A 24,056-nucleotide genomic window follows, 5' to 3' on the forward strand; every position below is an offset into this window, starting at 1 on the left:
AGGCCCCGCTCGATCGATTCGGACGGCAGTCCCGGGCCGCGCACGTCAGCAACGCCACAATCGCAGCGTCTGAAGCCCAACGCACAGTTCATGAACTTGGTCGACTCCGCCACCCGGAGGGCATCATGAAGGACTCCGCTCGTGCCCAGTCGTCTCGGTCCGCCCCCTCGATCGAGTACACGCCTCAGGTGGTACGCGTGCCCCTGCCCGGCATATCCGCCCACTGGCGGATCCCGACCAGGACCATGGCGTGCTCGCAGCCACCGGGTCAGCCCGATCGAAGGCGCCACCTGCCGACCCGCATCGATCCAGCAGCGAGATCGACCGGGAGAAGGGGCCCTCAGGGCCGTGGCAGCCCCCCTGACTGCGCCGGAGGTCGCGGGGCCCCTACTGGACTCGCCTAAGGCCCTTCGCCTCGTCCGGCTCGCCGGATACATCAATTCGGTTGGCTCTGGACAAGGATCCTGAGGCAGCGACGCCCGCAGGTACCAGGCGTCGACGACCACCCGATCGTCCGTACCGATAAGCATGCCGAGGCAGAAACTGGGAGAGAATAATGCCCCAGAACGTAACCATTAAATTGCCCATTCCGCCCCGCCTGAACATCGGCTTGGCAGCGGCCAGAGAACGCAATCTGGAGTGGATGCGTCAGCAAAAACTAGTGTTGGGACGTAGGGCCACTCATCGCTACATATTCTCGGCAGTAGCAGACTTGGCCGCCTACAGCTACCCGGATGCCGAAGGTGATGACCTCGACCTGGCCTTTGACACTATGGGCTGGTTCTTCCTTTTCGATGATCTGTTTGATGTGCCCGAAGGGTGCAAAGCCGATGCGGCCGTCGACGTGTGCCAGCAACTCATCACACTCGTCACCCACCCCTCGCAGCGGGAAATCAACCATGAAGAGCCTCTGGTGAGCGCCTTCGCGGACCTCTGGCGTCGAGCCAGGATGGGGATGTCCGAGGAATGGCAGCAACGGGCCGCTCATAATTGGATGGATTACCTGACAGGAAATCTTACCGAGGAAGTCGATCGTCGCACATGGATCCCCGAGGACTTCGCCACCCGGATGAGAGTCGGGCACCGCACCCTGGGGCTCATTCCCTCGCTCGACCTGGCCGAAAGGGTGGGCCACTTCGAGATCTCACAGATCATTTGGCATAGCAGTCATCTGGAGTCGATGCGACGAGCATCTGTCGATGCCGTCAAACTCATCAACGAGGTGATGTCCCTCGAGAACGACGACGCACGAGGCGATCCCAACCTGGTGCGCTGCCTCATGCGGCAACACAATTGCTCCCGGGAGGAAGCCATCAAGCTGGCCATCACCCTCGCCCAGAAAACAGTCAGTCAGCTCCTTGAGCAGATAAAATTGGTCCCTTTGTTATGCGCCCGACTCGGGCTCAAGAGCTCGGATGCCGAGAGGGTCCAACGTTATGCGACCGCCTTGCTCACATGGATACGCGGCAGCTACGACTGGAGCCGCAGCAATGGCCGTTATTCCCAACGCACGGCCAGCGCTTTGAGCCCGAATATGACCGGCCAGCTTCACCCCGCAAACCTCACAACGGTGTCTCGATAACTTCCCATTACCCGCAATCGCGGTTCCCGGCGATCTTCGAAGCAGCGCCCGTCGGACACGTGCGGATCGGGTACGCCCTGCCCTCGGCCGTTGCGGATGCTGGGCGAGGGTGCCGACGGCGGCCCCTCGTAGGCTTGGTCCTGATGAGACGCCGTACTCCGCCCCCGCCCTCTCCCCTGCCGCAGCGCGACGGGGTCGATCCGGTGCGGGTGCGTTTGCCGATCGGTGACGTTTGGCCGACCGTGCGGGATCATCTCGTGGCGCGGCTCGCGGCCGGGGCCGAGGTGATCGACGGGCTGCTGGAGGCGGGGCGGATCGTGGATGCCGCCGGGCATCCGGTGACCCGCGACATGGCGTACGTGCCGGGGATGTTCGTGTGGTTCCACCGGGAGCTGCCCGACGAGGAGCGGGTCCCCTTCCCGATCGACGTCCTCTACCGGGACGAACACGTGGTGGTGGCCGACAAGCCGCACTTCCTGGCCACCACCCCGCGCGGCAGCCATGTCGCCGAGACGGCCCTGGCACGGCTGCGCCGGCAGCTGGACATCCCCACGCTGAGCGCCGCACACCGGCTGGACCGACTGACGGCCGGCCTGGTGATGTGCACCGTGCGGCCCGATGAGCGCGGCGCCTATCAGTCGCTGTTCCGGGACAAACGGGTGGCGAAGGAGTACGAAGCCGTGGCCCCGTACGACCCGACGCTGGCCCTGCCGCGCACCGTGCGCAGCCGGATCCTCAAGGAACGCGGAGTCCTGGCGGCCCGGGAGATCGAGGGCGAGCCCAACGCCATCAGCCGGGTCGAGTTGCTGGAGCACCGGGGCGAGCGCGCCCGGTACCGGCTGACGCCGAGTACCGGGCAGACGCACCAGTTGCGGGTGCACATGAGCGCTCTGGGCGTGCCGATCCTCGGCGACCCCCTCTATCCGATGGTCACCGACCCCATTGCATTCGGCGACTTCCGGCGTCCGCTCCAACTGCTGGCACGGGTGCTGGAGTTCACGGATCCGGTCACGGGACGCGAGCACCGGTTCGTCAGCCCTCGCGTGCTGCGGGCGTGGTCGTCGTACGACGAATGGGCTGCGGGATAGTCCCAGGGCCGGTTTAGCTCACTCGCCGCGCCACCAGCGCAGGAGGCGCCGGAACACACCAGGCCGGCCAGCTGGTTCGGGCGTCGGCGGCGGCGTCGGAGCGGTGGTCGGAGAGGTGGTCGGAGAGGTAGCTTCCAAAGGCGCCGTCTTCGACGGGGGCGTGCTGACCAGCCAGTTGCTGGAACGCTGCAACGCCAGCGGGTGCGCGGGCCGCGCCATGACGTCCTGCTGGGGCTTGGCCTCGAACTTCACCGGCAGTTCCACCAAGTGCCGGTTCGAGATGGACGCCCACCAGCCCAGCTCGTCCTCGTCGCAGGCGAGTTGGACGTCAGGCAGGCGGGTCAGCAGCGCGTCCACGCCGACCTCGGCAATCACACGGCCGATGTCCTGACCCGGGCACTCATGAGGGCCGCCACCGAAGGCCAGGTGGGAGCGGTTGCCCTGCATGTGGGCCTTGGGGTCGGGCCGGACTCGTGGGTCTACATTGCCCGGCGCGATGCCGAGGATCAGGGCGTCACCCTTACGAATGCGCTGGCCACCCAGCTCCGTGTCCTGCTTGGCGATGTAGGGAAGGACGGTGCTGAACGGCGGCTCGTCCCACAGGGACTGCTCGACCGCTTGGGGCACCGTCATCTGGCCGCCGTTGAGTTGCGCACGGAACCGCGGGTCGGTCAGCACCACACGCATCACGTTGGCGATGAGGTTGGCGGTGGCCTCGTAGGCTGCGACCAGGATGATGCGCAGGTGCTGGCCGACCTCGTCGTCGGTGAGATTCGCCGGGTGGTTGATCAGGTGGCTGGTGAAGTCGTCCCTGGGTTCGGCCCGGCGGCGGGCGGTGAGCCGCATCAGGACGTCCATGAGGTATGCGTTGCTGGCGATCGCGGTCTCGCTGCCCTTGGGCATGTCACGAGCGGCCTGCACGATCTGGTCGTTGTACTCCTCGGGCATACCGAGGATCTCGCACATCACCACCATCGGCAGGTGCTCGGCGAACTGGCCGACCAGGTCGGCCCTGCCCTCCCGGCAGAACTTGTTGACGAGTTGCTGGGTCGCTCGGTTGATGTAACGGCGGATGCCTCGGTGATCGATGGTCGACATGGCACCGGTGACCGCACCGCGCAACCGCAGATGCTCGTCGCCCTCGGCGTGACTGCAGATGGGTTGCCAGGCGAAGTGCGGCATGAGCGGGTGATCGGGCTTGACCGTACCGTCCTGCAGGGCTGACCACAATCGAGTGTTTCGGCAGAACTGCGAGGGGTTGCGCACCATGTGCAGGTTCTCGGAGTGACCGAGCACCACCCAGATCGGCACGTCATCGTGAAGCAACGCAGGAGCCACAGTTCCGTACTCGGCGCGGAGCTTCTCGTACACGTCCTCCAGGTCCTCCGCCCCAGGGCCGTACAGCCGACGCAGTCCGCCGACGCCGACGCCGATGCCGTGCGCGGGGCAGCCGGGGGGAGGGGCGGCCGGGGGGACGTCCGTACCGGCCGGGGAAAGGGATTCAGGCGTCACGATGGTCACTCCGAAGCTGAGATCGATCTGGTGTACAGGAAGTGATGGGCTGCCCCGGTCCGAGTGGTTCGAGCGAAGCCGGGAGCGTGGGAGCGGGCCGGCTGCGGTACGGCGCTGCCGCGCCGTCCCTCACACAGGAGCCTTCTCCAGAGCCAGCGAATGCAGGAACCGCAACAACGTCATCAGCACGTCCCGGCTGGACGCCCGCCGTCGCGCGTCGCACTCGACGATGGGGATGTCCTCGCTGAGGTCGAGCGCGGCGCGGAGGTCGTCGAGCGGGTGGCGAGGGCCGTCGGGGAAGGTGTTGACGGCGACGACGAAGGGCACGCCGCGCTCCTCCAGGCGGTCCATGACGTCGAAGCTGACTTCGAGGCGTCGGGTGTCCACCAGGACCACCGCGCCGAGTGCGCCTTCGAACAGGCCGTTCCACAGGAACCAGAAGCGCTCCTGGCCCGGGGTACCGAAGAGGTAGAGGACCAGCTGGTCGGTGATGCTGATGCGGCCGAAGTCCATGGCCACGGTGGTGGCCGTCTTGGTCTCGGAGCCGTAGTTGTCGTCGACCCCGATGCCCGCCTGGGTCATGGTCTCCTCGGTGGTCAGCGGTTTGATCTCACTGACCGAGCCGACCATGGTCGTCTTGCCCACGCCGAAGCCGCCCACGATGACGATCTTCACCGCGGTTTCGGCGGTTTGGGGAAGGTGGTCCTCTGTGCGCGGACCGGGGATGGTGTCAGAGCCTTTGAAGTCCATGCATCACCGCTTCGAGGAGGGAACGGTCGGCCAGCGCCTGGCGGATGACCGGGGCGCGGGCCGTCACCAGTTCGGCCGTCAGCAGCTCGGTGAGCAGGACGGTCACCACGCTGAACGGCAGGCTGAGATAGGCGGACAGCTCGGCCACGGACAGGGGGGCCGTGCAGAGCCTGAGCAGCGCCGCCTGCTCAGGCGTGGCGGAGGGCGGCGGGTCGGCGTGCGCCACGATTAAGGTGACCAGGTCGAGTTCCGAGCGCTCGGCTCCGTCGGGGCCGGTGATGACGTACAGCCGTTCGGGGTTCTTCTTCGGTCCCTCGGGTGGGTCCTGGCCCTCCTGCGGGGGTTGCGGCGTCGGTTCCGGACCGGCCTTGGGGAATCGCCGTCGGCGTTGTGGAGGAGTCATACGGTCTGCCCGTTGCGCCGGGGCGGACTCGTGAGGTGCGCGCCGATGCGGACGACCAGGTCGCTCATGCGGGCGCTCATGTGGCCGGGTTCGGTGATGATGTCGGAGAGCACCGCGAGATAGGCGTTGGGGCCGGCGGCCATCAGATAGAAGTAGCCCCCGTGGATCTCGATCAGGACCATCTTCATCTTGCCGTCGCTGCCGGGGATCTCCTGGGCGACGGCGCCCGCCAGGCTCTGCAGGCCCGCACAGGCGGCGGCGACGCGGTCGGCGGTGTCCGGGTCTCCGCCGTGCCGGGCGATGCGCAGGCCGTCGGCGGAGAGCACCACGATCATCTGGATGCCCGGTACGCCTTTGGCGAGGTCCTGGAGCATCCAGTCGAAGTTGCCTCGCTGCTGGATCACTTGAGGTTCCCCTCGTCTTCGGCCTCGGTACGGGCCGGTTCGTCGGTCGGCTGGGTGACTGTGGAAGAGGTGGGCCGCTTGAGGCCGTCCATGAACGCCTGGACCCACAGGCCGGGCGGGGTGTCGTCCGGCTTGTGCTCCGGCTCCGGCTCGCGCTGGGCCGTCGACCAGATCGTCGGCCGGCCTTCCCGCTCAGCCCGTTCGATCTCGGCCTGCTCGGCGTAGCGCTGGGTGAGCGAGGTCTTGACCCGGCTGCGGCGCTGCGGCAGCCCGTTGGCCGTCCACTCGGTGACCTCCGGGACGACGTCCTCCATGGAGACCGGTGTCGTGAACTTGGGACTGGTGGGGCGGCGCTTCTTGATCGTGCGCTTGGGACCGGGCAGGGCACCCAGTTCGGCCTTGGGCACGGCGGTGGCGCCGATGCCGTGGGCGAGTCCGACGCCGGGCTCGTCGGTGAGCATGTCGCTGGGCACGACGAGGATGGCGCGCACGCCGCCGTACGCGGAGGCACGCAGGGAGACCTGCATGTCGTACGCCTGGCAGAGCCGGCCCACGACAGCGAGGCCGAGACGCGGCGACTCGCCCAGATCCTGGAAGTCCACACCGGCCTTGGCCCGCTCCAGCATGCCCTCGGCCCTCAGGCGGGCCTCCTCGCTGAGGCTGACGCCGGCGTCCTCGATCTCGATGCAGACGCCGGTCTGCACCTCGGTGGCGGTGACGTGCACCTTGCTCTGCGGCGGGGAGTACCGCGTGGCGTTGTCGAGGAGTTCGGCCGCGGCGTGGATGACCGGCTCGACGGCGGTGCCCTTGACGTTGACCTTGGCGATCGAGGACAGGTCGATGCGCCGGTACTCCAGGATCCGGGACATGGCGCCGCGCAGCACGCTGTACAGCGCGACGGGCTCCGGCCACTGGCGTCCGGGGCGGCCGCCGCCGAGGACGGAGATGGAGTCGGCGAGACGGCCGATCAGCGCGGTGCCGTGGTCGATGCGCAGGAGGTCGTCGAAGACCTCGGGGTTGCGGCCGTGGTCCTCCTCCATCTCCCGCAGTTCGTTGGCCTGTTGGTGGACGATGGCCTGGACGCGACGCGCGATGTTCACGAAGGAGCGCTGCGCGGCGTCACGCATGATCTCCTCGGTGTCGACGATGTTGAGCACCGTCTTGAGCAGGCGGATCTGCGCCTCGGGAAGGTCTGCCCACGCGGGGTCGACGTCGCCGAGTTGGCGAATCACCTCTCCGGGTGAACTTCCGCGGCGCAGCCAGTCCAGCGCGGTGGGCGCGATCTCCTTCGCGAACCGGTTCAGGTCCTGGTCCTGGTCGGCGATGCGCCGCTTCAGATCCGCGGTGTGACGGACGTGCTCGAGACGCTGGTCCCGCAGTTCACGACCGCGCCGGACGGCTTCGGCCGCCACCGCGATCACCAGCAGCGTGGCGATGGCACCGCACCAGCCGACAGCGGCCCGGGCGGGCTGCTGCACTGCCGCGACGGCGGCCCCGGTCGCCGCGGCCATGACTATGGCGGGGAGCAACAGCACGCGCGCATACGGCAGTTCACGGCGTCCTGGGGGGGATTGAACACTCACCATGTGGGCCCTCTGAGACGTATCGGCGGGGAGTCGCACATATGGGGAACAAGCGCACGAATACACATCAACTCGGTGCGCTGCGGGCGAGCTTAGTCCGACCGGATCATCGCCATGTCATATTCAGCAAGCAACTGAAACGGGCATTGCGACTGGAGTACCCTCGGCCCATTTACACGCTCTGACATCATTCGAACACGACCAGTTAGGGCGTACAGCCGTACGAGACCCACTCACCGCGACGGGTGAAGATCGACTTGCGGTCGGGTGCCGGACTCAGATCCCGGCGATGCGCAGGGCCGCGTCCGCAGTGGCCTCCGCGAAGACCGAGACGGGGCGCTCGGGGTCGGAGCGGTGGATGAGGATCACGCTCTCGATCAGGCCGAACAACAGGTCCGTGCGGAGATCGAGCTCACTCTTGGCGAGGGCACCGCCCGCTTGTGTGGCGGCGAGCAACTGCCGGTAGGCGTCCTTCAGTTCGGCGCGCACGGCATGGAAACCTGCGAACCTCTCGGCGCGCACCTCAGGCAGCAGATAGAGGCCGCCGAGATTGTGCGGCCCCTCGCACAGCACCTCGGTGTCCGCGCGGCACAGCTCCCACAGCCGGTTCTCGGCCGGGACCGTGTCGTCGGCGAGGAGCTCGCGGGCGTACGCCAACGAGGGCGTGACGGTGGACTCCAGGAGTTCGGCGAGGAGCTCCTCCTTGCCGGAGACGTAGTGGTACATGGACGCCTGCCGCATGCCCGCGCGCTCGGCGACCGCCCGGGTGCTGGTGGCGGCGTAGCCAAGGGAGGTGAACAACTCGGCGGCGGCGACGAGGAGTTCGTCACGAGGCGCCAGCCCACTGTCCGGCCGCCGAGCGGCCCGCGGCCTGCCGACCCGTCGCCCGGACTCCGCCGCACCGCCTGTCGTACCCATGCGTTCGATCCTCGCACACGGGGGCGCGGGGATCTGCGGGTGATCCACAGGCGCCAGGCGGCCGCAGACACCCGGCGCGCTCCAGCGTCCCCAGGAGCGCTGGGATCTCCCCGTCACCCACAGACACCGACACCCCGGCACGCTCCCCCCCAGGAGCGCGGGGGGTCTCACCATGACCCACAGACACCGACCGGCCGCCGACACCCGCACACGCTCCAACCTCCCAGGCGCGCCGAGATCCCCCCCCCAATGACCCACAGACACCGACCGGCCGCCGACAGCCGCACGCCCCAACCTCCCCGGGTGCGCAGCGCTGTATCGACTCGCGGCTCCGCCACGCGGCCGCGGCCAACCCCCGCCGGCCCACATCCGACGACACACCCAACCCCCACCACCCCACATCCGACGACGCACCCAACCCCCATCACCAGCCCCCGACGACGCACCCAACCCTCACCGCCCGCCCCCGACGCCCCCCTGTGAGCCCCCGGTAACCCCCTGGCAACGCCCGAGCAATCCCTCCGACCCGCATCGCCCCTAATTTCTGTCGAGCGACAGAAATCACCCCCGGAGCCGGAGGTCCCGCCATGGCCACGCAGACCACGTACGGAGCCCGAGACCACGCCCGTGCCCAGGAGGGCACCCGCGCCGAGGCCATGCCCGTCGTCCCGGCCGGCGACTGGCCGGACCCACCCTGCGAGGCGGGCCACCTGGTGTGGGCGGAGACCGTCGCGGGCGGCAACTACACCCACCGCGTCCTCGCCCGTGGCACCGAACTGCGCCTCACCGACCCGCACGGAGACGCCTGCGCCCATCTCCTCCTGTACGCGGAGGGCCGCCCCTGGGAGCGTCTGAACGTCGCCGACACGGTCAAGGTCCAGTGGAACGCCTACCTCGGCGAGGGCCAACTGCTCCTGTCCGACCAGGGCCGTGTCCTCGCGAGCGTCGTCGCCGACACCTCCGGCCGCCATGACGCTCTGTGCGGAACCTCCACCCTGGTCAGCAACACCGAGCGCTACGGCGACGGCACCGCCCAGAGCCCCTCCCCCGCCGGTCGTGAGCTCTTCAAGCTGGCAGCCGCGAAGAACGGCCTCGAACCCCGCGATCTCCCCCCGTCCCTCTCCTTCTTCCAGGGCGTCCGGATCCGCGAGGACGGCACCGTCGACTTCACCGGCTCGGCGGGCCCCGGCGGCAGCGTCACCCTTCGCGCCGAACAGGACGTGACGGTACTGATCGCGAACGTCCCGCACCCCGCCGACCCACGGCCCGACTACGTCAGCACCCCCCTGGAAGTCCTCGCCTGGCGCGCCGAACCCACCCGCGCCGGGGGCGCCCTCTGGGACGCCACCCCCGAAGGCCGCCGCGCCTTCCTCAACACCGCCGAATTCCTGGCCTCGAAGGGAAGCGCATGAAGACCGTGGTTCCGGCCCGCGCCGCCTGGTCCCGCGTCATCCGCGAGGGCGAGACGCTCACCATCACCGACCTGCACGGCAACCAGGCCGTCGACTTCCTCGTCTACGACGCCCACGACACGGCGGTCCGCTACAGCGCCCCCGACACCATCCAGGCACAGGGCGGCATCTTCCTCACCACGGGCAGCGTGCTGATGTCCAGCGAGCACACCCCGCTGATGACGGTCACCGCCGACGACGTGGGCCGCCACGACACCGTCGGCGGCGCCTGCTCCAAGGAGTCGAACACCCTGCGCTACGGCCATCACACCTGGTCGCAGCACGCCTGCGTGGACAACTTCCTCGCCGAGGGCGCGAAGCACGGTCTCGGCAAGCGTGACCTCGTGTCCAACATCAACTGGTACATGAACGTGCCGGTCGAGAAGGACGGCACCCTCGGCATCGTCGACGGCATCTCCGCCCCCGGCCTCTCGCTCACCCTGCGCGCCGAGCGCGATGTCCTCGTCCTGGTCTCCAACTGCCCCCAGATCAACAACCCCTGCAACGGCTTCGACCCGACTCCCGTGGAGATGACGATCGGGGCCGCGGAGACGACGATCGGAACCGCTGAGACGACGATCGGGGCCGCACGATGACCTTCGACACCCTCCTCGTCGCCAACCGGGGCGAGATAGCGGTCCGGATCATCCGCACGGCCCGTGAGTTGGGCCTGCGGACGGTGGCGGTGTACTCCGACGCCGACCGAGCCGCACCTCACGTCCGCCTCGCCGACCAGGCCGTACGCCTCGGCCCCGCACCCGCGAAGGAGTCGTACCTCGACACCGACCTGGTACTGAAGGCGGCCAAGGACTCGGGCGCGGGCGCGATCCATCCCGGTTACGGCTTCCTGTCCGAGGACGCCGCCTTCGCCCGCCGCTGCGAGGACGCGGGGATCGTGTTCGTGGGTCCCACGCCCGAGCAGTTGGAGCTCTTCGGCGCGAAGCACACGGCACGGGCGGCGGCGGAGGCGGCCGGGGTGCCGCTGGCACCGGGCACGGGACTGCTTCCCTCTCTCGAAGACGCCCTCGAATCCGCGGCGGCCGTCGGCTATCCCGTCATGCTCAAGGCCACCGGCGGTGGCGGCGGCATCGGCATGTCGGCCTGCCACTCCGCCGACGAACTGACCGACGCCTGGGACCGGGTGCAGCGCGTCGCCGCCGCCTCCTTCTCCTCCGCCGGCGTCTTCCTGGAGCGGCTCGTGGAGCACGCCCGCCATGTCGAGGTGCAGGTCTTCGGCGACGGCGAGGGCAGGGTCGTCACCTTCGGCGACCGCGACTGCTCCCTCCAGCGCCGCAACCAGAAAGTCCTGGAGGAGGCTCCGGCACCGGGTCTCCCCTCACATGTCCGCACCCGGCTCGCCGACAGCGCCCGCGAGTTGTGCGCCGCGGTCGGCTACCGCTCCGCGGGAACCGTCGAGTTCGTCTACGACGCCGCCCGCGAGGAGGCGTACTTCCTGGAGGTCAACACCCGCCTCCAGGTGGAGCATCCGGTCACCGAGGAGATCTACGGCGTCGACCTGGTCGCCTGGATGCTCCGACTGGCCCGCGGCGAGCGGGACGTCGTCCGCGAACCGGACCCGCCGCACGGCCACGCCGTCGAGGCACGCATCTACGCCGAGGACCCCTCGCGTGAACACCGGCCCAGCGCCGGGCTGTTGACGCGGGTCGAGTTCCCCACCGGGGTCCGGGTCGACGGCTGGGTGGAGACCGGCACCGAGGTGACGACGTCGTACGATCCGATGCTCGCGAAGGTCATCGCGTACGGCCCCGACCGCGCCCACGCCCTGCGACGGCTGGACGAAGCCCTGGAGCGCACCCGCGTCGACGGCATCGAGACCAACCTGGGCCTGGTCCGGGCGGCGCTCGCGGACCAGCGCCTCGCCAGGGCGACCCACTCGACGGCGACGCTCTCCCAGGTTCAGGACCCGACCCCGCGCATCGAGGTCATGGCCGCCGGCACCCTCACCACCGTGCAGGACTGGCCGGGCCGTACCGGCTACTGGCAGGTCGGCGTACCCCCGTGCGGCCCGATGGACGACCGTTCCTTCCGGCTCGGCAACACGGCGCTGGGCAACCCGCAAAGTGCTCCCGGCCTCGAATGCACCTTGCAGGGCCCGTCGTTGAGGTTCACGCACGCCACGACCGTCTGTGTGACGGGCGCCCCGGCCCCGGTCGCCGTCGACGGCAAACCGGTCGCCCAGTGGGAGCCGGTGACCGTGCCCGCGGGCGGTGTCCTGGAGGTCGGCACACCCGCCGAGCACGGTCTGCGGACGTACGTCCTCTTCGCGGGCGGCCTCGACGTCCCGGCCTTCCTCGGCAGTGCGAGCACCTTCACGCTGGGCCGCTTCGGCGGACACGGCGGCCGGGCCCTGCGGACGGGTGACGTACTGCACGGAGGCCGCCGGGCCGAAGGGACCCCGGGCGCGGAGACTCCGGCCGTGGGGATGCCGCTCGCAGAGACTCCGGCCCAGGCGACGCCGGTGGGAGAGACACCGGCCGAAGGAACACCGGTCGAGGACCGTCCCTCCTACACCTCCACCTGGCACATCGCCGCCGTGGAAGGCCCGCACGCCGCCCCGGAGTTCTTCACCGAGGACGACATCCGCGACTTCTACGCCGCCGACTGGAAGGTCCACTTCAACTCGGCCCGCACCGGTGTCCGCCTGGTCGGCCCCAAACCCCGCTGGGCCCGCAGCGACGGCGGCGAGGCCGGCCTGCACCCCTCCAACATCCACGACACCCCCTACTCGGTCGGTGCGGTCGACTACACGGGCGACATGCCGGTGCTGCTGGGCCCGGACGGACCCTCCCTCGGCGGGTTCGTGTGCCCGGCGACCGTCATCAGCACCGAGCGCTGGAAGCTGGGCCAGCTGCGCCCTGGCGACACCGTGCGCTTCATGCCGGTGGACGCCTCGGGCGAGCCCCGTCCGGCGATCGTGGACGGCGGAGTCCTCGCCCGCGACGGTGATGTGACGTACCGCCGCAGCGGCGACGACAACCTGCTGGTCGAATTCGGGCCCATGCAACTGGACCTGGCGCTCCGCATGCGTGTTCACGCGCTGATGGACGCGGTGGCCGAGCAGGGCCTCGACGGCGTCACCGACCTCACCCCCGGCATCCGCTCCCTCCAGATCCAGACGGACCCCGGCCGCCTCCCTCAGCGCGAACTCCTGGCCGCCGTACGGGAGATCACCGCATCCCTCCCCCCGTCCGACCAGCTGGTCGTCCGCTCCCGCACGGTCCACCTACCCCTTTCCTGGGACGACCCCGCCACCCGCGAGGCGATCGCCCGCTACATGGCGGGCGTTCGGGACGACGCGCCCTGGTGCCCCTGGAACATCGAGTTCATCCGCCGCGTCAACGGCCTGGAGTCGGTGGACGACGTCTACCGCACCGTCTTCGACGCGGAGTACCTCGTCCTGGGCCTGGGCGACGTCTACCTGGGCGCCCCGGTCGCCACCCCGCTCGACCCGCGCCACCGCCTGGTGACCACGAAGTACAACCCGGCGCGCACCTGGACGGCCGAGAACTCGGTCGGGATCGGCGGAGCGTATCTCTGCATCTACGGCATGGAGGGCCCCGGCGGCTACCAGTTCGTGGGCCGTACGACCCAGGTGTGGTCTCCCTGGCAGCAGCGCGGCGCGTTCGAGCCGGGCTCGCCCTGGCTGCTGCGCTTCTTCGACCGCATCAGGTGGTATCCGGTGGACGCGGACGAACTCCTGGAGCTGCGGGCCGACATCACGTCAGGCCGCTTCGTTCCCCGCATCGAGGAGGGCACCTTCTCGCTCGCCGCGTACCAGTCCTTCCTCGCCGAACACGCCGAGTCCATAGCGGAGTTCAGGTCACATCAGCAGACGGCCTTCTCCGCGGAGCGGGACGCGTGGGAGGCGGCGGGCGAGTTCGCGCGGGCGGCGGAGACGTCCGTACCGGCCCTCCCCTCCGCCGAGGTGGCGGTCCCCCCGGGCGGACATCTCATCGAGGCCGAATTCGCCGCCTCCGTATGGCAGTTGAACGTCGAGCCGGGCGACGAGGTGGCTGCCGGTCAGCCGCTCCTCGCCCTGGAGGCGATGAAGATGGAGTCCAGGGTGCACGCGCCGACGGACGGCGTGGTCGCGCAGATCCTGGCCAGGCCGGGCGACCAGGTGGAGGCGGGGACGGCACTGCTCGTCCTGGCCCCGCCCGCACGGTGAAACTCGTCCTGGCCCCGGCCGCACAGTGAAAGAGGAGCGAGCCATGTCCACCACCGTCACCCGGGTCCGTGCCGCCTACGACCGCGTCGAGGCCGTGGACCGCCCCGAGATCTGGATCGACCTGCGCCCCCGGGAGGAGGTCGAGCGGGAAGCCCTGACGATCGACGAACGGCTCGCGAAGGGCGAACGGCTCCCCCTCGCGGGACGCCTGTTCGCAGCCAAGGGCAACATCGACGTGGCGGGCCTGCCCACCACGGCGGGCTGTCCGTCGTACGCCTACCATCCGGAGGCCGATGCCCCGGTCGTCGCCGGTCTCCGGGCGGCGGGCGCGATCGTGCTCGGCACCACGAATCTGGACCAGTTCGCGACGGGCCTGGTGGGCACCCGTTCCCCGCACGGCGCGGTCCGCAACGCGTACGACCCGGCCAGGGTGAGCGGCGGCTCCAGCTCCGGCTCGGCCGTCGCGGTGGCCCTGGGCATCGTCGACTTCGCCCTCGGCACCGACACAGCGGGCTCGGGCCGGGTCCCGGCCGCCTTCAACGGCATCGTCGGCCTCAAACCCACCCGCGGTCTGGTCCCCACGGCCGGAGTCGTCCCGGCCTGCGCCTCGATCGACTGCGTGACGGTGTTCGCCCGCACCCTGCCCGAGGCCGAGCAGGCCTTGTCCCACATGGCGACCGGCACGGCCCCGCCCCTCCCCGGACGCCGCCCCGGCCCCTGGCGGATCGCTGTTCCCGCGCGCGAGCAGCTCGGTGAACTCGACGAGGGCTGGGCTCAGGCGTACGAGGCAGCGGTGGCGCAGCTCGCGGCGGCGGGCGTGACGCTCCGCGAGCTGGATCTGTCGCCCTTCACCGAGGCTGCGGCGATGCTCTACGAGGGCGCCTTCGTGGCCGAGCGCTACACAGCGGTAGGGGCTTTTGTCGACAAGGCGACAGCGGCGGACGACGACTCCCTGGACCCCACGGTCGCCGGAATCATCACCCGGGCCCGCGACCTCCCGGCCCACCAGCTCTACGCCGACCTGGACCGCCTGGCCGCGCTCCGCACGCGCGCGTTGGCCGAACTGGCCGACGCGGACGCCCTCCTCCTACCCACCACCCCCGGCCACCCCACGCTCGCCGAGGTGGCAGCCGATCCCCTGGGGGCCAACGCCCGCCTGGGCCGCTTCACCAACTCCACGAACCTCTTCGACCTGGCCGCGGCAGCTGTTCCGGGGGGCGAGGTGAACGGCCTCCCGTTCGGCGTGATGCTGATCGGCCCGGCGTACACCGACGAGCGGTTGGCGAGGATCGCGAGCCTGCTCCAGCCCGAGACGCGGCTCGCGGTGGTCGGCGCGCACCTGACGGGCCAGCCGCTGAACCCCCAACTCCTCGCGCTGGACGCCCGCCTGGACCGTACGACCACAACGGCACCGGTCTACCGCCTGCACGCCCTGCGGACGACCCCACCGAAGCCGGGCCTGGTCCGTGTGGGCGAGGGCGGCGCGGAGATCGAGACGGAGGTCTGGAAGATGCCTGCAGCGGGCCTCGGCCGGCTCCTCTCCACGCTCCCCCGCCCCATGACCCTGGGCAGCGTGCAACTGGCCGACGGCACTGACGTCCCCGGCTTTCTCTGCGAGCCGGCCGCTCTCACGGACGCCGAGGACATCACGTCATTCGGAGGCTGGCGGTCCTATCTGAACGCCGAGTAGGTCAACCGATCCGTCACCCCACCGACGAGTAGGCCACAACCCCCCGCAGCAACAGATCAACAGCCTTCCGCGCGTTCTTGGCGACGGACGAAGACCCGACACCCCCCGACACCGGAGCCGCAGCCGAGATCTGCCCCAGCACATCGATCACCTGCTTGCACCAGCGCACGAAGTCCCCGGCAGGCATCTCCGCCTCCCGCAGCACCTCGTCGAGCCCCTTCCCACTGGCCCACATGTACGCGGACCAGGCGAACCCGAGATCCGGCTCCCGCTGCCCGACCCCCTCGGTCTGGCTGATCCGGAAGTCCTCCTCGAGGGCGTCGAGCCGCCCCCAGATCCGCACCATCTCACCGAGCGCCGCCTTGGCCTTGCCGGACGGCACCTTGGGTGCCATGGCGTCGTCGCCGACCCGGGACTCGTACACCAACGCCGAGACGCACGCGGCCAGTTCGGCAGGGGCCAGCCCCTCCCAGACCCCTTCCCGCAGGCACTCACTGGCCAGGAGATCGAGCTCGCCGTACAACCGGGCCAGCCGCTTGCCGTGCTCGGTGACCTCGTCGGCCCGCAGATAGTCCAGCTCGGTCAGCAGTGCCACGATCCGGTCGAAGGTGCGGGCGATCGTGTTCGTACGCCCCTCGATGCGCCGCTCCAGCTGCGAGGTGTCCCGCAGCAGCCGGTGATACCGCTCGGCCCAACGGGCGTGGTCCTCACGGTCGTTGCACCCATGGCAGGGATGCGCCCGGATCGCCGTCCGCAGCCGCGCGATCTCACGGTCGTCCGCCGCCTGGGAGCGCTGCTTACGGGCCCGCTCCGGCGGAACGTGCCCCGCCTTGGTACGGAGCGCGGAGGCCAGGTCCCGACGGGACTGCGGTGAGCGCGGGTTGAAGGACTTCGGGATCCGCATCCGCTCCAACGGCTCGACCGGCACCGGGAAGTCCATCGACGCGAGCCGCTTGACCTGCCGCTCGGCGGTCAGCACCAGCGGCCGCGGGCCGTCGTGGTGCTCGAAGCCCCGTTGGCCGTTGGACCGCCCTGCGGGCAGTCCCGGGTCCAGCACCAGCGCGAGACCAGCGTACTTGCCCGTCGGCACATGGATGACGTCGCCCGGCTTGAGCTTCTCCAGCGCCACGGCAGCCTCGGCCCGCCGCTGGGCAACTCCCTGCCGGGCCAGCTCGGTCTCGCGGTCCTTGAGCTCGCGGCGAAGCCGCGCGTACTCCTCGAAGTCGCCGAGGTGGCAGGTCATGGAGGCCTTGTAGCCGTCCAGGCCCTCCTCGTTGCGCTGCACCTGCCGCGAGATCCCGACGACCGACTTGTCGGCCTGGAACTGCGCGAACGACGTCTCGAGCAGCTCACGCGAGCGGTGCCGGCCGAACTGCTCGACGAGGTTGACCGCCATGTTGTACGACGGCTTGAAGCTGGAGCGCAGTGGGTAGGTGCGCGTGCCGGCCAGTCCCGCCAGGTGTTCCGGGCTGCTCCCGCGCTGCCACAGCACCACCGCGTGACCCTCGACGTCGATGCCGCGCCGCCCGGCACGCCCCGTCAACTGGGTGTACTCGCCGGGAGTGATGTCGGCGTGCTGCTCGCCGTTCCACTTGACGAGCTTCTCCAGCACCACCGAGCGCGCAGGCATGTTGATGCCCAGCGCGAGAGTCTCGGTCGCGAACACGGCCTTGACCAGGCCGCGCACGAACAGCTCCTCGACGACCTCCTTGAAGGTCGGCAGCATGCCCGCGTGGTGGGCCGCGATGCCGCGCTCCAGGCCCTCGAGCCACTCGTAGTACCCGAGGACATGGAGGTCCTCGGTCGGGATGGACGCCGTGCGCTCCTCGACGAGGGCGCGCACCTTCCCGCGTGCCTCGTCGTCGTTGAGCCGCAGTCCCGCGTACAGGCACTGCTGGACGGCCGCCTCGCAGGCGGCGCGGCTGAAGATGAACGTGATGGCGGGCAGCAGGCCCTCGGCGTCCAGCCGCTCGATGACCTCGGGCCGGCTCGGCGTCCACACCTTCGACCGCTGCCGCCGCTCGCGCTCCCGGTCGGCCTCGCGCATCGCCCGGCCGCGTCTGCGGTCCTGGTACGACGGCCGCTGGGCCTCCATGCGGGCCAGCCGGGCGAGGTCGGGGTTGACGGCCTTCTTGCTGCCCTCGCCCTCCTCGAACAGGTCGTACATCCGGCGACCGGCGAGCACGTGCTGGAACAGCGGCACGGGCCGGTGCTCGGAGACGATCACCTGGGTGTCGCCGCGGACGGTGTCGAGCCAGTCGCCGAACTCCTCGGCGTTGGACACGGTCGCCGACAACGACACCAGGGTCACCGACTCGGGGAGATGGATGATCACCTCTTCCCATACGGCGCCCCGGAAGCGGTCGGAGAGGTAGTGCACCTCGTCCATGACCACGTATCCGAGGCCGAGGAGGGTCTGTGAGCCCGCGTACAGCATGTTCCGCAGCACCTCGGTGGTCATCACGACCACCGGGGCGTCGGAGTTGACGCTGTTGTCGCCGGTGAGCAGGCCGACCTTGTCGGCGCCGTAACGGCGGCTCAGGTCCGCGTACTTCTGGTTGGACAGTGCCTTGATGGGTGTGGTGTAGAAGCACTTCTTGCCCTGCTGGAGGGCGAGGTGGACGGCGAACTCGCCGACGATCGTCTTGCCGGAGCCGGTGGGAGCGGCGACCAGCACGCCCTTGCCCGCTTCGAGAGCCTGGCAGGCCTCGATCTGGAAGGGGTCGAGACCGAAGTCGTACATCTCGCGGAAGCCCGCGAGCGCGGTGGCCTGCTCGGCTGCCCGCAGGCGGGCTGCCGCGTACCGCTCGGCCGGTGAGAGGTCCTCTGTCATCGTGCTTTCGAGCGTACCCGGCTGCACTGACAACAGGACGATCATTATCCGGATCGGAGTCCGCGAAACCTGCTCTTCACGCAGTTCACGGGCCCGTGGCAGCTCAGGGGCCCACCACGGACACCGCCCCGCGCACGCAGCGCGCGCTCAGCGGCAGCGGTCCGAGCGGCTCGCCGTCCGCGTATCCGGTGACGTCCTCGGCGGCGATCTCGACCCGCGCGGCCCTCAGCACGGTCACCTTGGGGTGCTCGACGTGGGTGCCCCGGTACACGCTCGGGAACACCCGCAGCAGGGTCGTACGGCTGCAGTCCCCGACCACGGTGATGTCGAAGAGCCCGTCGGTGAGGTCCGCGCCCGGGCAGATCCGCATGCCACCGCCGTACGACGATCCGTTGCCGACGGCCACCAGGGTCGCCTCGACCTCCCGGACGTCGCCGTCGTCGAGCGTGATCCGGTACGGGACGGGCCGGAAGGCGGCCAGTTCGGCGAGCATCGCGAGGTCGTACTTGAGGCGGCCCGCGGGCCATCTCATGCGGTTGCCGCGGTCGTTGACCCGGGAGTCGAAGCCGGAGGCGAGGACGGTGCCGAACCAGTGGTCACCGGCCCGGCCCAGGTCGGTGTCGTGGACCCGGCTCCCCTTGAGGGCGTCGGCGATCAGCCGGCCCGCGGCGGCGGGATCGCGTACCGGCAGGCCCAGGGTGCGGGCGAAGTCGTTGCCGGTACCGACGGCGACCAGACCGAACGGCGTGCGGGTGCCGGCCACGGCCTGGAGCGCGAGGTTCGCCATCCCGTCGCCGCCGACGGCGACGAGTGCCCCCGTGCCCTCGTCCACGGCGGCACGCGCGCGTGCGAGGGCGTCGGCGACGTCCTCGCCGAGCACGGTCCGCACCGCGAAGCCGGCCGCCCGCAAAGCGGAAGCGGCCGGCTGCGCCGCGTGGGCGCCCCGGCCGCGGCCCGCGGTGGGGTTGACGAAGAGGGTGATCTCGCTGGTCACGGAAGTGACCTTACGAGCCGCTTCCCGGTCGTCAGGTCACGTCGTCATAACCGTTGACCCGGTCCGCACCCGACTGCTCGGGCAGCGCCCGGCTCGCGGAGACGGTCTCGACCTCGCCGATGTCCTCGGGGGTGAGATCCAGGTCGGAGGCCTCGTCGTCGTCAGGTCCCTCGGCCTCGCGACGGCGCTTGCGCCGGTCGTTGAGCAGGGAGAAGGCGGTCGCCCCGAAGTACAGGACCCAGATCGGCGCAGCGAGCGCCAGCATCGTCAGCGGGTCGGTGCTCGGGGTGGCGACGGCCGCGAACACGGTGATGGCCATGATCATGCCCCGCCACCAGCCGAGCATCCGCTTGCCGGTGATCAACCCGGTGAGGTTGAGGAAGACCAGCAGCAGGGGCAGCTCGAAGGAGAGACCGAAGACCAGCACCATGCGCAGGACGAGGTCGAGCAGGTCGTCCAACGGCAGCAGGTTGGCGGTGCCGCCCGGGGTGAAGCCGATCAGCACCTGCGCCGTGGTCGGCAGGACCGAGTAGGCGAAGTAGGCGCCGACGAGGAAGAGCGGGGCGCCCGTGCCGACGAACGCGTAGGCGTACTTCTTCTCGTGCCGGTGCAGGCCGGGTGCGACGAAGGCCCACAGCTGGTAGAGCCAGACCGGCGAGGCCGCGACGACACCGGCCATCAGCGACACCTTCAGGGCCAGCGTGAAGGGCGTGAGCAGGCCGTTGATCGTGATCTCGGCGCACGGCTTGGTCGACTGTGTCGACTTGGCCAGTTCCGCGAAGGACTTGTCACAGCCGACCGAGTCGAGGATCGGCTTGGTGATCAAGTTGATGATGTCGTTGTAGAAGAAGGCGGCCACCACCGTCACGATGACGATGGCCAGCATCGCCTTCGCGAGCCGGTTGCGGAGCTCACGAAGGTGATCCGCGAGAGGCATCCGCCCCTCGGGATCCCTCTCTTCTCTGCGGGCAGACTTCAGCAACCCACGTTCCCATCTCGTGCGGGCGGGCCGGAGGTCACCGGCCCCGCGTCAGCGCTTGGTCGTGTCCGTCGGCTCGGTGACCGGGCGCGAGCTCGTCACGTCGCCGGGCGCGGCCTGGATGGTGCGCTGAGCAGGGGTCTGCTCGTCGGTGTTGGGCGGACCGGCCGGGGTGGCCGTGCTGCTGCCCTCGTCCTTCATCGCCTTGGCCTCGCTCTTGAGGATGCGAGCGGACTTGCCGAGCGAGCGCGCCATGTCGGGAAGCTTCTTCGCGCCGAACAGCAGGATGATGACGACGAGGATGAGAATGATCTCGGGGGCGCCGAGCCTTCCGAACATAAGTCTTTACCTTCTCACCGAGGCGGCTTGTGGGGTGCTGTCCGACCGGTCGGACATGTGTCCGATCAGTCGTGCTGACAGCGATCGTAACGCTCAGGGGTGAACGCCTGGCAATCCCTGTGCGTACTCCCGGTTCGCGGCCGAGCCTCGTTATCCGGACCGCGACCAGCAGCGTACCTGCCGACCCGGCCGAGGGGACAGGGCGAAGTGGCCCAAAACGCATGCGTCCCTCGACTCACACCCAACTCTCAGCCGTACTCACAGTGAGTCAACAGAACGGGCCGTGCTCACCGCCGCCCGCTCCAGGTCCTCCGCGGCCCGGCTGATACGCCGCGCGGAGTCCGTGACCTGGCGCCCCAGACGCTGCGCCTCCAGAAAGACCCGGACGGCGAGCACACCCAGGACGGCGAGACCCACGAAACCCACTGCTACCGCGAACATCGGCCAGAACATGGCACCGAGCCTAGAGGGTGGAGTGCAGCCGCAGCGTCCGGACCCCGCCGCCGGTCAGCAGTTCCACGATCCGCTCGCCGGCGGGCTTGCGGACGGCCGCGCCGCACTCGGGGCAGGTGAAGGAGTAGAAAGTGGCGCGGCTGGTCGCGCCGATGGCGAGGCGCAGGGCGGCGGCGGCCAGCTCGAACCGCTCCCGGCAGTCCGGGCAGCTCGCCTTGAAGGTCACCGGAGCCGCGCTCCTCATCCCGGCGAAGGCGGCAGCCACCGTCATGCCCGCACCAGACGTCGCCGACTCGCTCAAAGCCCCTGCTCCTGCCTGTCGTACCGACCGTCGTGCACCCGGGTTCCCGGGGTGTCCTGCGCCTCGACCCCGTCATAGGCGGCCAGCGCCTCGCGGGCCGCCTCGCGGGCGCTGTCGGCGAGGTCGCGCGGCGAGACGATACGACCGTCGCGGCCGAGCCGGAGCGCCAGCCTCCGCAGCGATGCAGGGTCGGGGGTGCGCAGGGTAATACGCAGCCCGCCGTCGGAAAGCTCATCCGCACTGTCGTGCGGGTAGTACTCGGCGACCCAGCGGCCGCCGGGGCCCACCTCGACGACCACCTCGGGGTCCTCGGCCGCGGGCTGCACGAGCCCCTCGGACAGGTCCCTGAGCTCGACCTCGGGCGGCGCGGACGGCTCGTCGAGGATCTTGATCTCGGCGACCCGGTCGAGCCGGAAGGTGCGCCGCGCCTCGGAGCGGCGGCACCAGGCCTCGACATAGGTGTGGCCGACGCTGACCAGGCGGATCGGGTCGATCTCGCGCTCGGTGAGCTCGTCGCGGGCGGGCGAGTAGTAGCGGATCCACAGGCGCCGGCGCTCGGAGATGGCCCGGTCGACGTCCGCGAAGACCCCGCCCTCGGACTCGAAGGTCACCGACAGCCGCGCGCTGGCACCGGCCGTCTCACCGGCCGCGGTCTCCACCTTGGCGGTCGCCCGCAGCAGCGCCTGCCGGTCGCTCTCCCGGAGACCGGGCAGCGTGGACACCGCGCGGGCGGCCACCAGCAGCGCGGTCGCCTCGTCTGCGGCGAGCCTGAGCGGCTCGGCCACGTCATCGGGGTTGTGCCACCAGATCCGCTCGCCGTCGGTGTCGATGTCGAGCAGATCTCCGCCGCGGAAGCTGGTGCCGCACATGGGCAGCACATCGAGGTCGGAGACCAGTTCGTCCTCGGTGATCCCGAAGGCGCGGGCGACGTCCTCGACCCGGGCGCCGGGGCGCTCCCTGAGATAGGTCACCAGGGAGAGCATCCGCCGGGTCTGGTCGATGGCGTTCGCCGGCCTGACCGGTTTGCCTGCCATGATCTCTTCCGCTCCCCCTCAGCCCTTGGCCACGGCACGCAGCCGGTCCACCACGTCGGCCCGCAACTCGGCGGGCTCCAGGACCACCACGTCCGGACCGAACTCCACCAGCCAGGCGTCCAGGCCATGGCCGTACGGAATCTCCAACTCGTCCCAGCCGTCGCCCAGTTCCCGCACCGAGGTCGCTTTCGCCCGCAAGGGGTACCCGGCGCCCGTGCGCAGCCGGATCCGCGCGCTGCGGTCGGCGGTCTCCCCCGCCCAGCTCGCGACGGTCTCGCGGACGGTCACGACGTCGGGGACCGGGGCCGTGTAGCGCGTGCCGCGCGAGCGCACCTTGCCGGTGATCCGGGAGAGCCGGAAGACCCGTTCGGCACCCCGGTCGCGGTCGAATCCGGCCAGGTACCAGTGGCCGCGCCAGCACTCCAGCGCCCACGGTTCGACATGACGGGGCTCGGGGCGGGCGGCGGTGGCCTTGCGGTAGTCGAAGACGACCGGACGGCGGTCCCGGCAGGCGAGCATCAGCGGCTCGAAGGAGGCCTCGTGCACCGGGATGCGCGGCTCCAGGGCGCCGTGCGCCTCGTACGGGTCGAAGTCCTCGGGCAGCCCCGCCGCGCGCAGTTTCTGCAGGGCACCGCTGGCCGCGCCGGCGAGCCGGGCCTGCTGCCACACCTTGGCGGCCAGCCCCAGGGCGGCGGCCTCCTCGGCGTCGAGGGTGACGGGCGGCAGCCGGTTGCTGTCGCGGCGGGCGAGGTAGCCGACTTCGCCGTCCAGGTTCTCAACGGTCTCGATCACGAGGCCGAGTTCACGCAGATCGTCCTTGTCGCGCTCGAACATCCGGTTGAAGGAGTCGTCGGAATTCGCCTCCAGGTAGGCCTCGATGGACTCCCGAAGCTCACGCTTGCTGAGCGGCCGTCGCGTCCCGAGCAGACACAGCGCCAGGTTCATCAGCCGCTCGGCCTTGGCAATGGCCATCGACGCCCTTCGCCTCCCTATGGTGCTTACGGACGATGACCGTACCGCCCCGAAGGAGCAAGGCAAAAGCCGAGGGCCCATGCCTGGACGGGCATGGACCCCGGTTGATCAGGTCCGGTCGGAAGTCGTACGACGATCCGACCGCGACGCGATCCCTTATGACTCCGGTACGACGATCAGACGCCGAGCAGGTCGACCACGAAGATCAGGGTCTCACCGGGCTTGATCGCCGGGGTCGGGCTCTGGTTGCCGTAGGCGAGGTGGGCGGGGATGGTCAGCTGGCGGCGGCCGCCGACCTTCATGCCCTGCACGCCCTGGTCCCAGCCCTTGATGACCCGGCCGCCGCCCAGCGGGAAGCGGAACGGCTGACCACGGTTCCAGCTGGCGTCGAACTCCTCGCCGGTGCTGAAGGCGACGCCCACGTAGTGGACCGTGACGGTCTGGCCGGCCTGCGCAACCTCGCCGTCGCCCTCCCAGATGTCCTTGATCTCCAGGTCCGCCGGGGGCTCGCCGCCCGGGAAGTCGATCTCGGGCTTGTCGATGCTCACGTCACTCGCTCCTGCTGGTTCACGGAAAGGCAA

The 24,056-nt window shown here is 69.9% G+C and carries 21 protein-coding genes; 6 read left to right on the top strand and 15 right to left on the bottom strand.

Annotated features, from left to right (window positions below; all coding sequences use genetic code 11):
- Nucleotides 1–556: 556 nt before the first annotated feature.
- Nucleotides 557–1,582, top strand: coding sequence for a terpene synthase family protein (locus QF027_RS10125; RefSeq protein ID WP_306983993.1), 1,026 nt, complete (start codon nucleotides 557–559; stop codon nucleotides 1,580–1,582).
- Between the two features lie 143 nt (nucleotides 1,583–1,725).
- Entirely contained in the window at nucleotides 1,726–2,670 is a 945-nt protein-coding gene (locus QF027_RS10130; RefSeq protein WP_306983991.1) for an RluA family pseudouridine synthase, read from the top strand.
- 18 nt (nucleotides 2,671–2,688) lie between these two features.
- Here QF027_RS10130 and QF027_RS10135 read toward each other — a convergent pair whose 3' ends face one another.
- From QF027_RS10135 to QF027_RS10160, 6 genes are all read right to left on the bottom strand, one after another.
- Entirely contained in the window at nucleotides 2,689–4,182 is a 1,494-nt protein-coding gene (locus QF027_RS10135) for a cytochrome P450 (RefSeq protein ID WP_307074038.1), read from the bottom strand.
- 129 nt (nucleotides 4,183–4,311) lie between these two features.
- Entirely contained in the window at nucleotides 4,312–4,932 is a 621-nt protein-coding gene (locus QF027_RS10140) for a GTP-binding protein (RefSeq protein ID WP_306983987.1), read from the bottom strand.
- A complete protein-coding gene (locus QF027_RS10145) occupies nucleotides 4,913–5,335 on the bottom strand; it encodes a DUF742 domain-containing protein (RefSeq protein ID WP_266526280.1) in 423 nt (140 codons plus the stop codon). The genes QF027_RS10140 and QF027_RS10145 overlap by 20 nt, the downstream gene beginning before the upstream one ends.
- Nucleotides 5,332–5,739: a roadblock/LC7 domain-containing protein gene (locus tag QF027_RS10150; RefSeq protein ID WP_306983983.1), complete on the bottom strand. Its 408-nt coding sequence runs from the start codon at nucleotides 5,737–5,739 to the stop codon at nucleotides 5,332–5,334. The genes QF027_RS10145 and QF027_RS10150 overlap by 4 nt, the downstream gene beginning before the upstream one ends.
- Nucleotides 5,736–7,325, bottom strand: coding sequence for an ATP-binding protein (locus QF027_RS10155; protein WP_307074040.1), 1,590 nt, complete (start codon nucleotides 7,323–7,325; stop codon nucleotides 5,736–5,738). The genes QF027_RS10150 and QF027_RS10155 overlap by 4 nt, the downstream gene beginning before the upstream one ends.
- A 273-nt stretch (nucleotides 7,326–7,598) precedes the next feature.
- Nucleotides 7,599–8,240, bottom strand: a complete 642-nt coding sequence (locus QF027_RS10160) for a TetR/AcrR family transcriptional regulator (RefSeq protein ID WP_307074042.1) — start codon at nucleotides 8,238–8,240, stop codon at nucleotides 7,599–7,601.
- Between the two features lie 587 nt (nucleotides 8,241–8,827).
- Between QF027_RS10160 and QF027_RS10165 the strand changes: the two genes are divergently transcribed.
- The 4 genes from QF027_RS10165 to atzF are packed head-to-tail and all read left to right on the top strand — an operon-like array spanning nucleotide 8,828 to nucleotide 15,570.
- On the top strand, nucleotides 8,828–9,652 hold the full coding sequence (locus QF027_RS10165) for an urea amidolyase associated protein UAAP1 (protein ID WP_307074044.1): 825 nt from the start codon (nucleotides 8,828–8,830) through the stop codon (nucleotides 9,650–9,652).
- Nucleotides 9,649–10,287 carry an urea amidolyase associated protein UAAP2 gene (locus QF027_RS10170; RefSeq protein ID WP_306983977.1) on the top strand — a complete coding sequence of 213 codons (639 nt, stop codon included), beginning with the start codon at nucleotides 9,649–9,651 and terminating at the stop codon, nucleotides 10,285–10,287. The genes QF027_RS10165 and QF027_RS10170 overlap by 4 nt, the downstream gene beginning before the upstream one ends.
- The gene (locus QF027_RS10175) at nucleotides 10,284–13,880 is read left to right on the top strand and encodes a 5-oxoprolinase/urea amidolyase family protein (protein ID WP_307074046.1); all 3,597 of its coding nucleotides are present in this window, start codon (nucleotides 10,284–10,286) and stop codon (nucleotides 13,878–13,880) included. The genes QF027_RS10170 and QF027_RS10175 overlap by 4 nt, the downstream gene beginning before the upstream one ends.
- 43 nt (nucleotides 13,881–13,923) lie before the next feature.
- Nucleotides 13,924–15,570, top strand: a complete 1,647-nt coding sequence (gene atzF, locus QF027_RS10180; RefSeq protein ID WP_306983973.1) for an allophanate hydrolase — start codon at nucleotides 13,924–13,926, stop codon at nucleotides 15,568–15,570.
- A 13-nt stretch (nucleotides 15,571–15,583) separates the two neighbouring features.
- On the opposite strand, the gene QF027_RS10185 is transcribed toward atzF, so the two are convergent.
- From QF027_RS10185 to QF027_RS10225, 9 genes are all read right to left on the bottom strand, one after another.
- Nucleotides 15,584–18,448, bottom strand: coding sequence for a DEAD/DEAH box helicase (locus tag QF027_RS10185; RefSeq protein WP_307074048.1), 2,865 nt, complete (start codon nucleotides 18,446–18,448; stop codon nucleotides 15,584–15,586).
- A 58-nt stretch (nucleotides 18,449–18,506) separates the two neighbouring features.
- Nucleotides 18,507–19,397: a diacylglycerol kinase gene (locus QF027_RS10190; protein WP_307074051.1), complete on the bottom strand. Its 891-nt coding sequence runs from the start codon at nucleotides 19,395–19,397 to the stop codon at nucleotides 18,507–18,509.
- A gap of 31 nt (nucleotides 19,398–19,428) precedes the next feature.
- A complete protein-coding gene (tatC, locus tag QF027_RS10195) occupies nucleotides 19,429–20,379 on the bottom strand; it encodes a twin-arginine translocase subunit TatC (protein WP_306983967.1) in 951 nt (316 codons plus the stop codon).
- Nucleotides 20,380–20,427: 48 nt separating this feature from the next.
- The gene (tatA, locus tag QF027_RS10200) at nucleotides 20,428–20,715 is read right to left on the bottom strand and encodes a Sec-independent protein translocase subunit TatA (protein WP_057614315.1); all 288 of its coding nucleotides are present in this window, start codon (nucleotides 20,713–20,715) and stop codon (nucleotides 20,428–20,430) included.
- 258 nt (nucleotides 20,716–20,973) lie between these two features.
- Entirely contained in the window at nucleotides 20,974–21,168 is a 195-nt protein-coding gene (locus tag QF027_RS10205) for a hypothetical protein (RefSeq protein WP_053850561.1), read from the bottom strand.
- Nucleotides 21,169–21,178: 10 nt separating this feature from the next.
- Nucleotides 21,179–21,469: a hypothetical protein gene (locus QF027_RS10210; RefSeq protein WP_176742418.1), complete on the bottom strand. Its 291-nt coding sequence runs from the start codon at nucleotides 21,467–21,469 to the stop codon at nucleotides 21,179–21,181.
- The gene (locus tag QF027_RS10215) at nucleotides 21,466–22,503 is read right to left on the bottom strand and encodes a helix-turn-helix transcriptional regulator (RefSeq protein ID WP_306983962.1); all 1,038 of its coding nucleotides are present in this window, start codon (nucleotides 22,501–22,503) and stop codon (nucleotides 21,466–21,468) included. Before QF027_RS10215 ends, QF027_RS10210 begins: the two co-directional genes overlap by 4 nt.
- A gap of 18 nt (nucleotides 22,504–22,521) precedes the next feature.
- Nucleotides 22,522–23,475 carry a helix-turn-helix transcriptional regulator gene (locus QF027_RS10220; RefSeq protein WP_306983960.1) on the bottom strand — a complete coding sequence of 318 codons (954 nt, stop codon included), beginning with the start codon at nucleotides 23,473–23,475 and terminating at the stop codon, nucleotides 22,522–22,524.
- A 176-nt stretch (nucleotides 23,476–23,651) separates the two neighbouring features.
- The gene (locus tag QF027_RS10225) at nucleotides 23,652–24,023 is read right to left on the bottom strand and encodes an FKBP-type peptidyl-prolyl cis-trans isomerase (protein ID WP_020117713.1); all 372 of its coding nucleotides are present in this window, start codon (nucleotides 24,021–24,023) and stop codon (nucleotides 23,652–23,654) included.
- Nucleotides 24,024–24,056: the final 33 nt, after the last annotated feature.

The organism is Streptomyces canus, from assembly GCF_030816965.1.
GTDB lineage: Bacteria > Actinomycetota > Actinomycetes > Streptomycetales > Streptomycetaceae > Streptomyces > Streptomyces canus_E.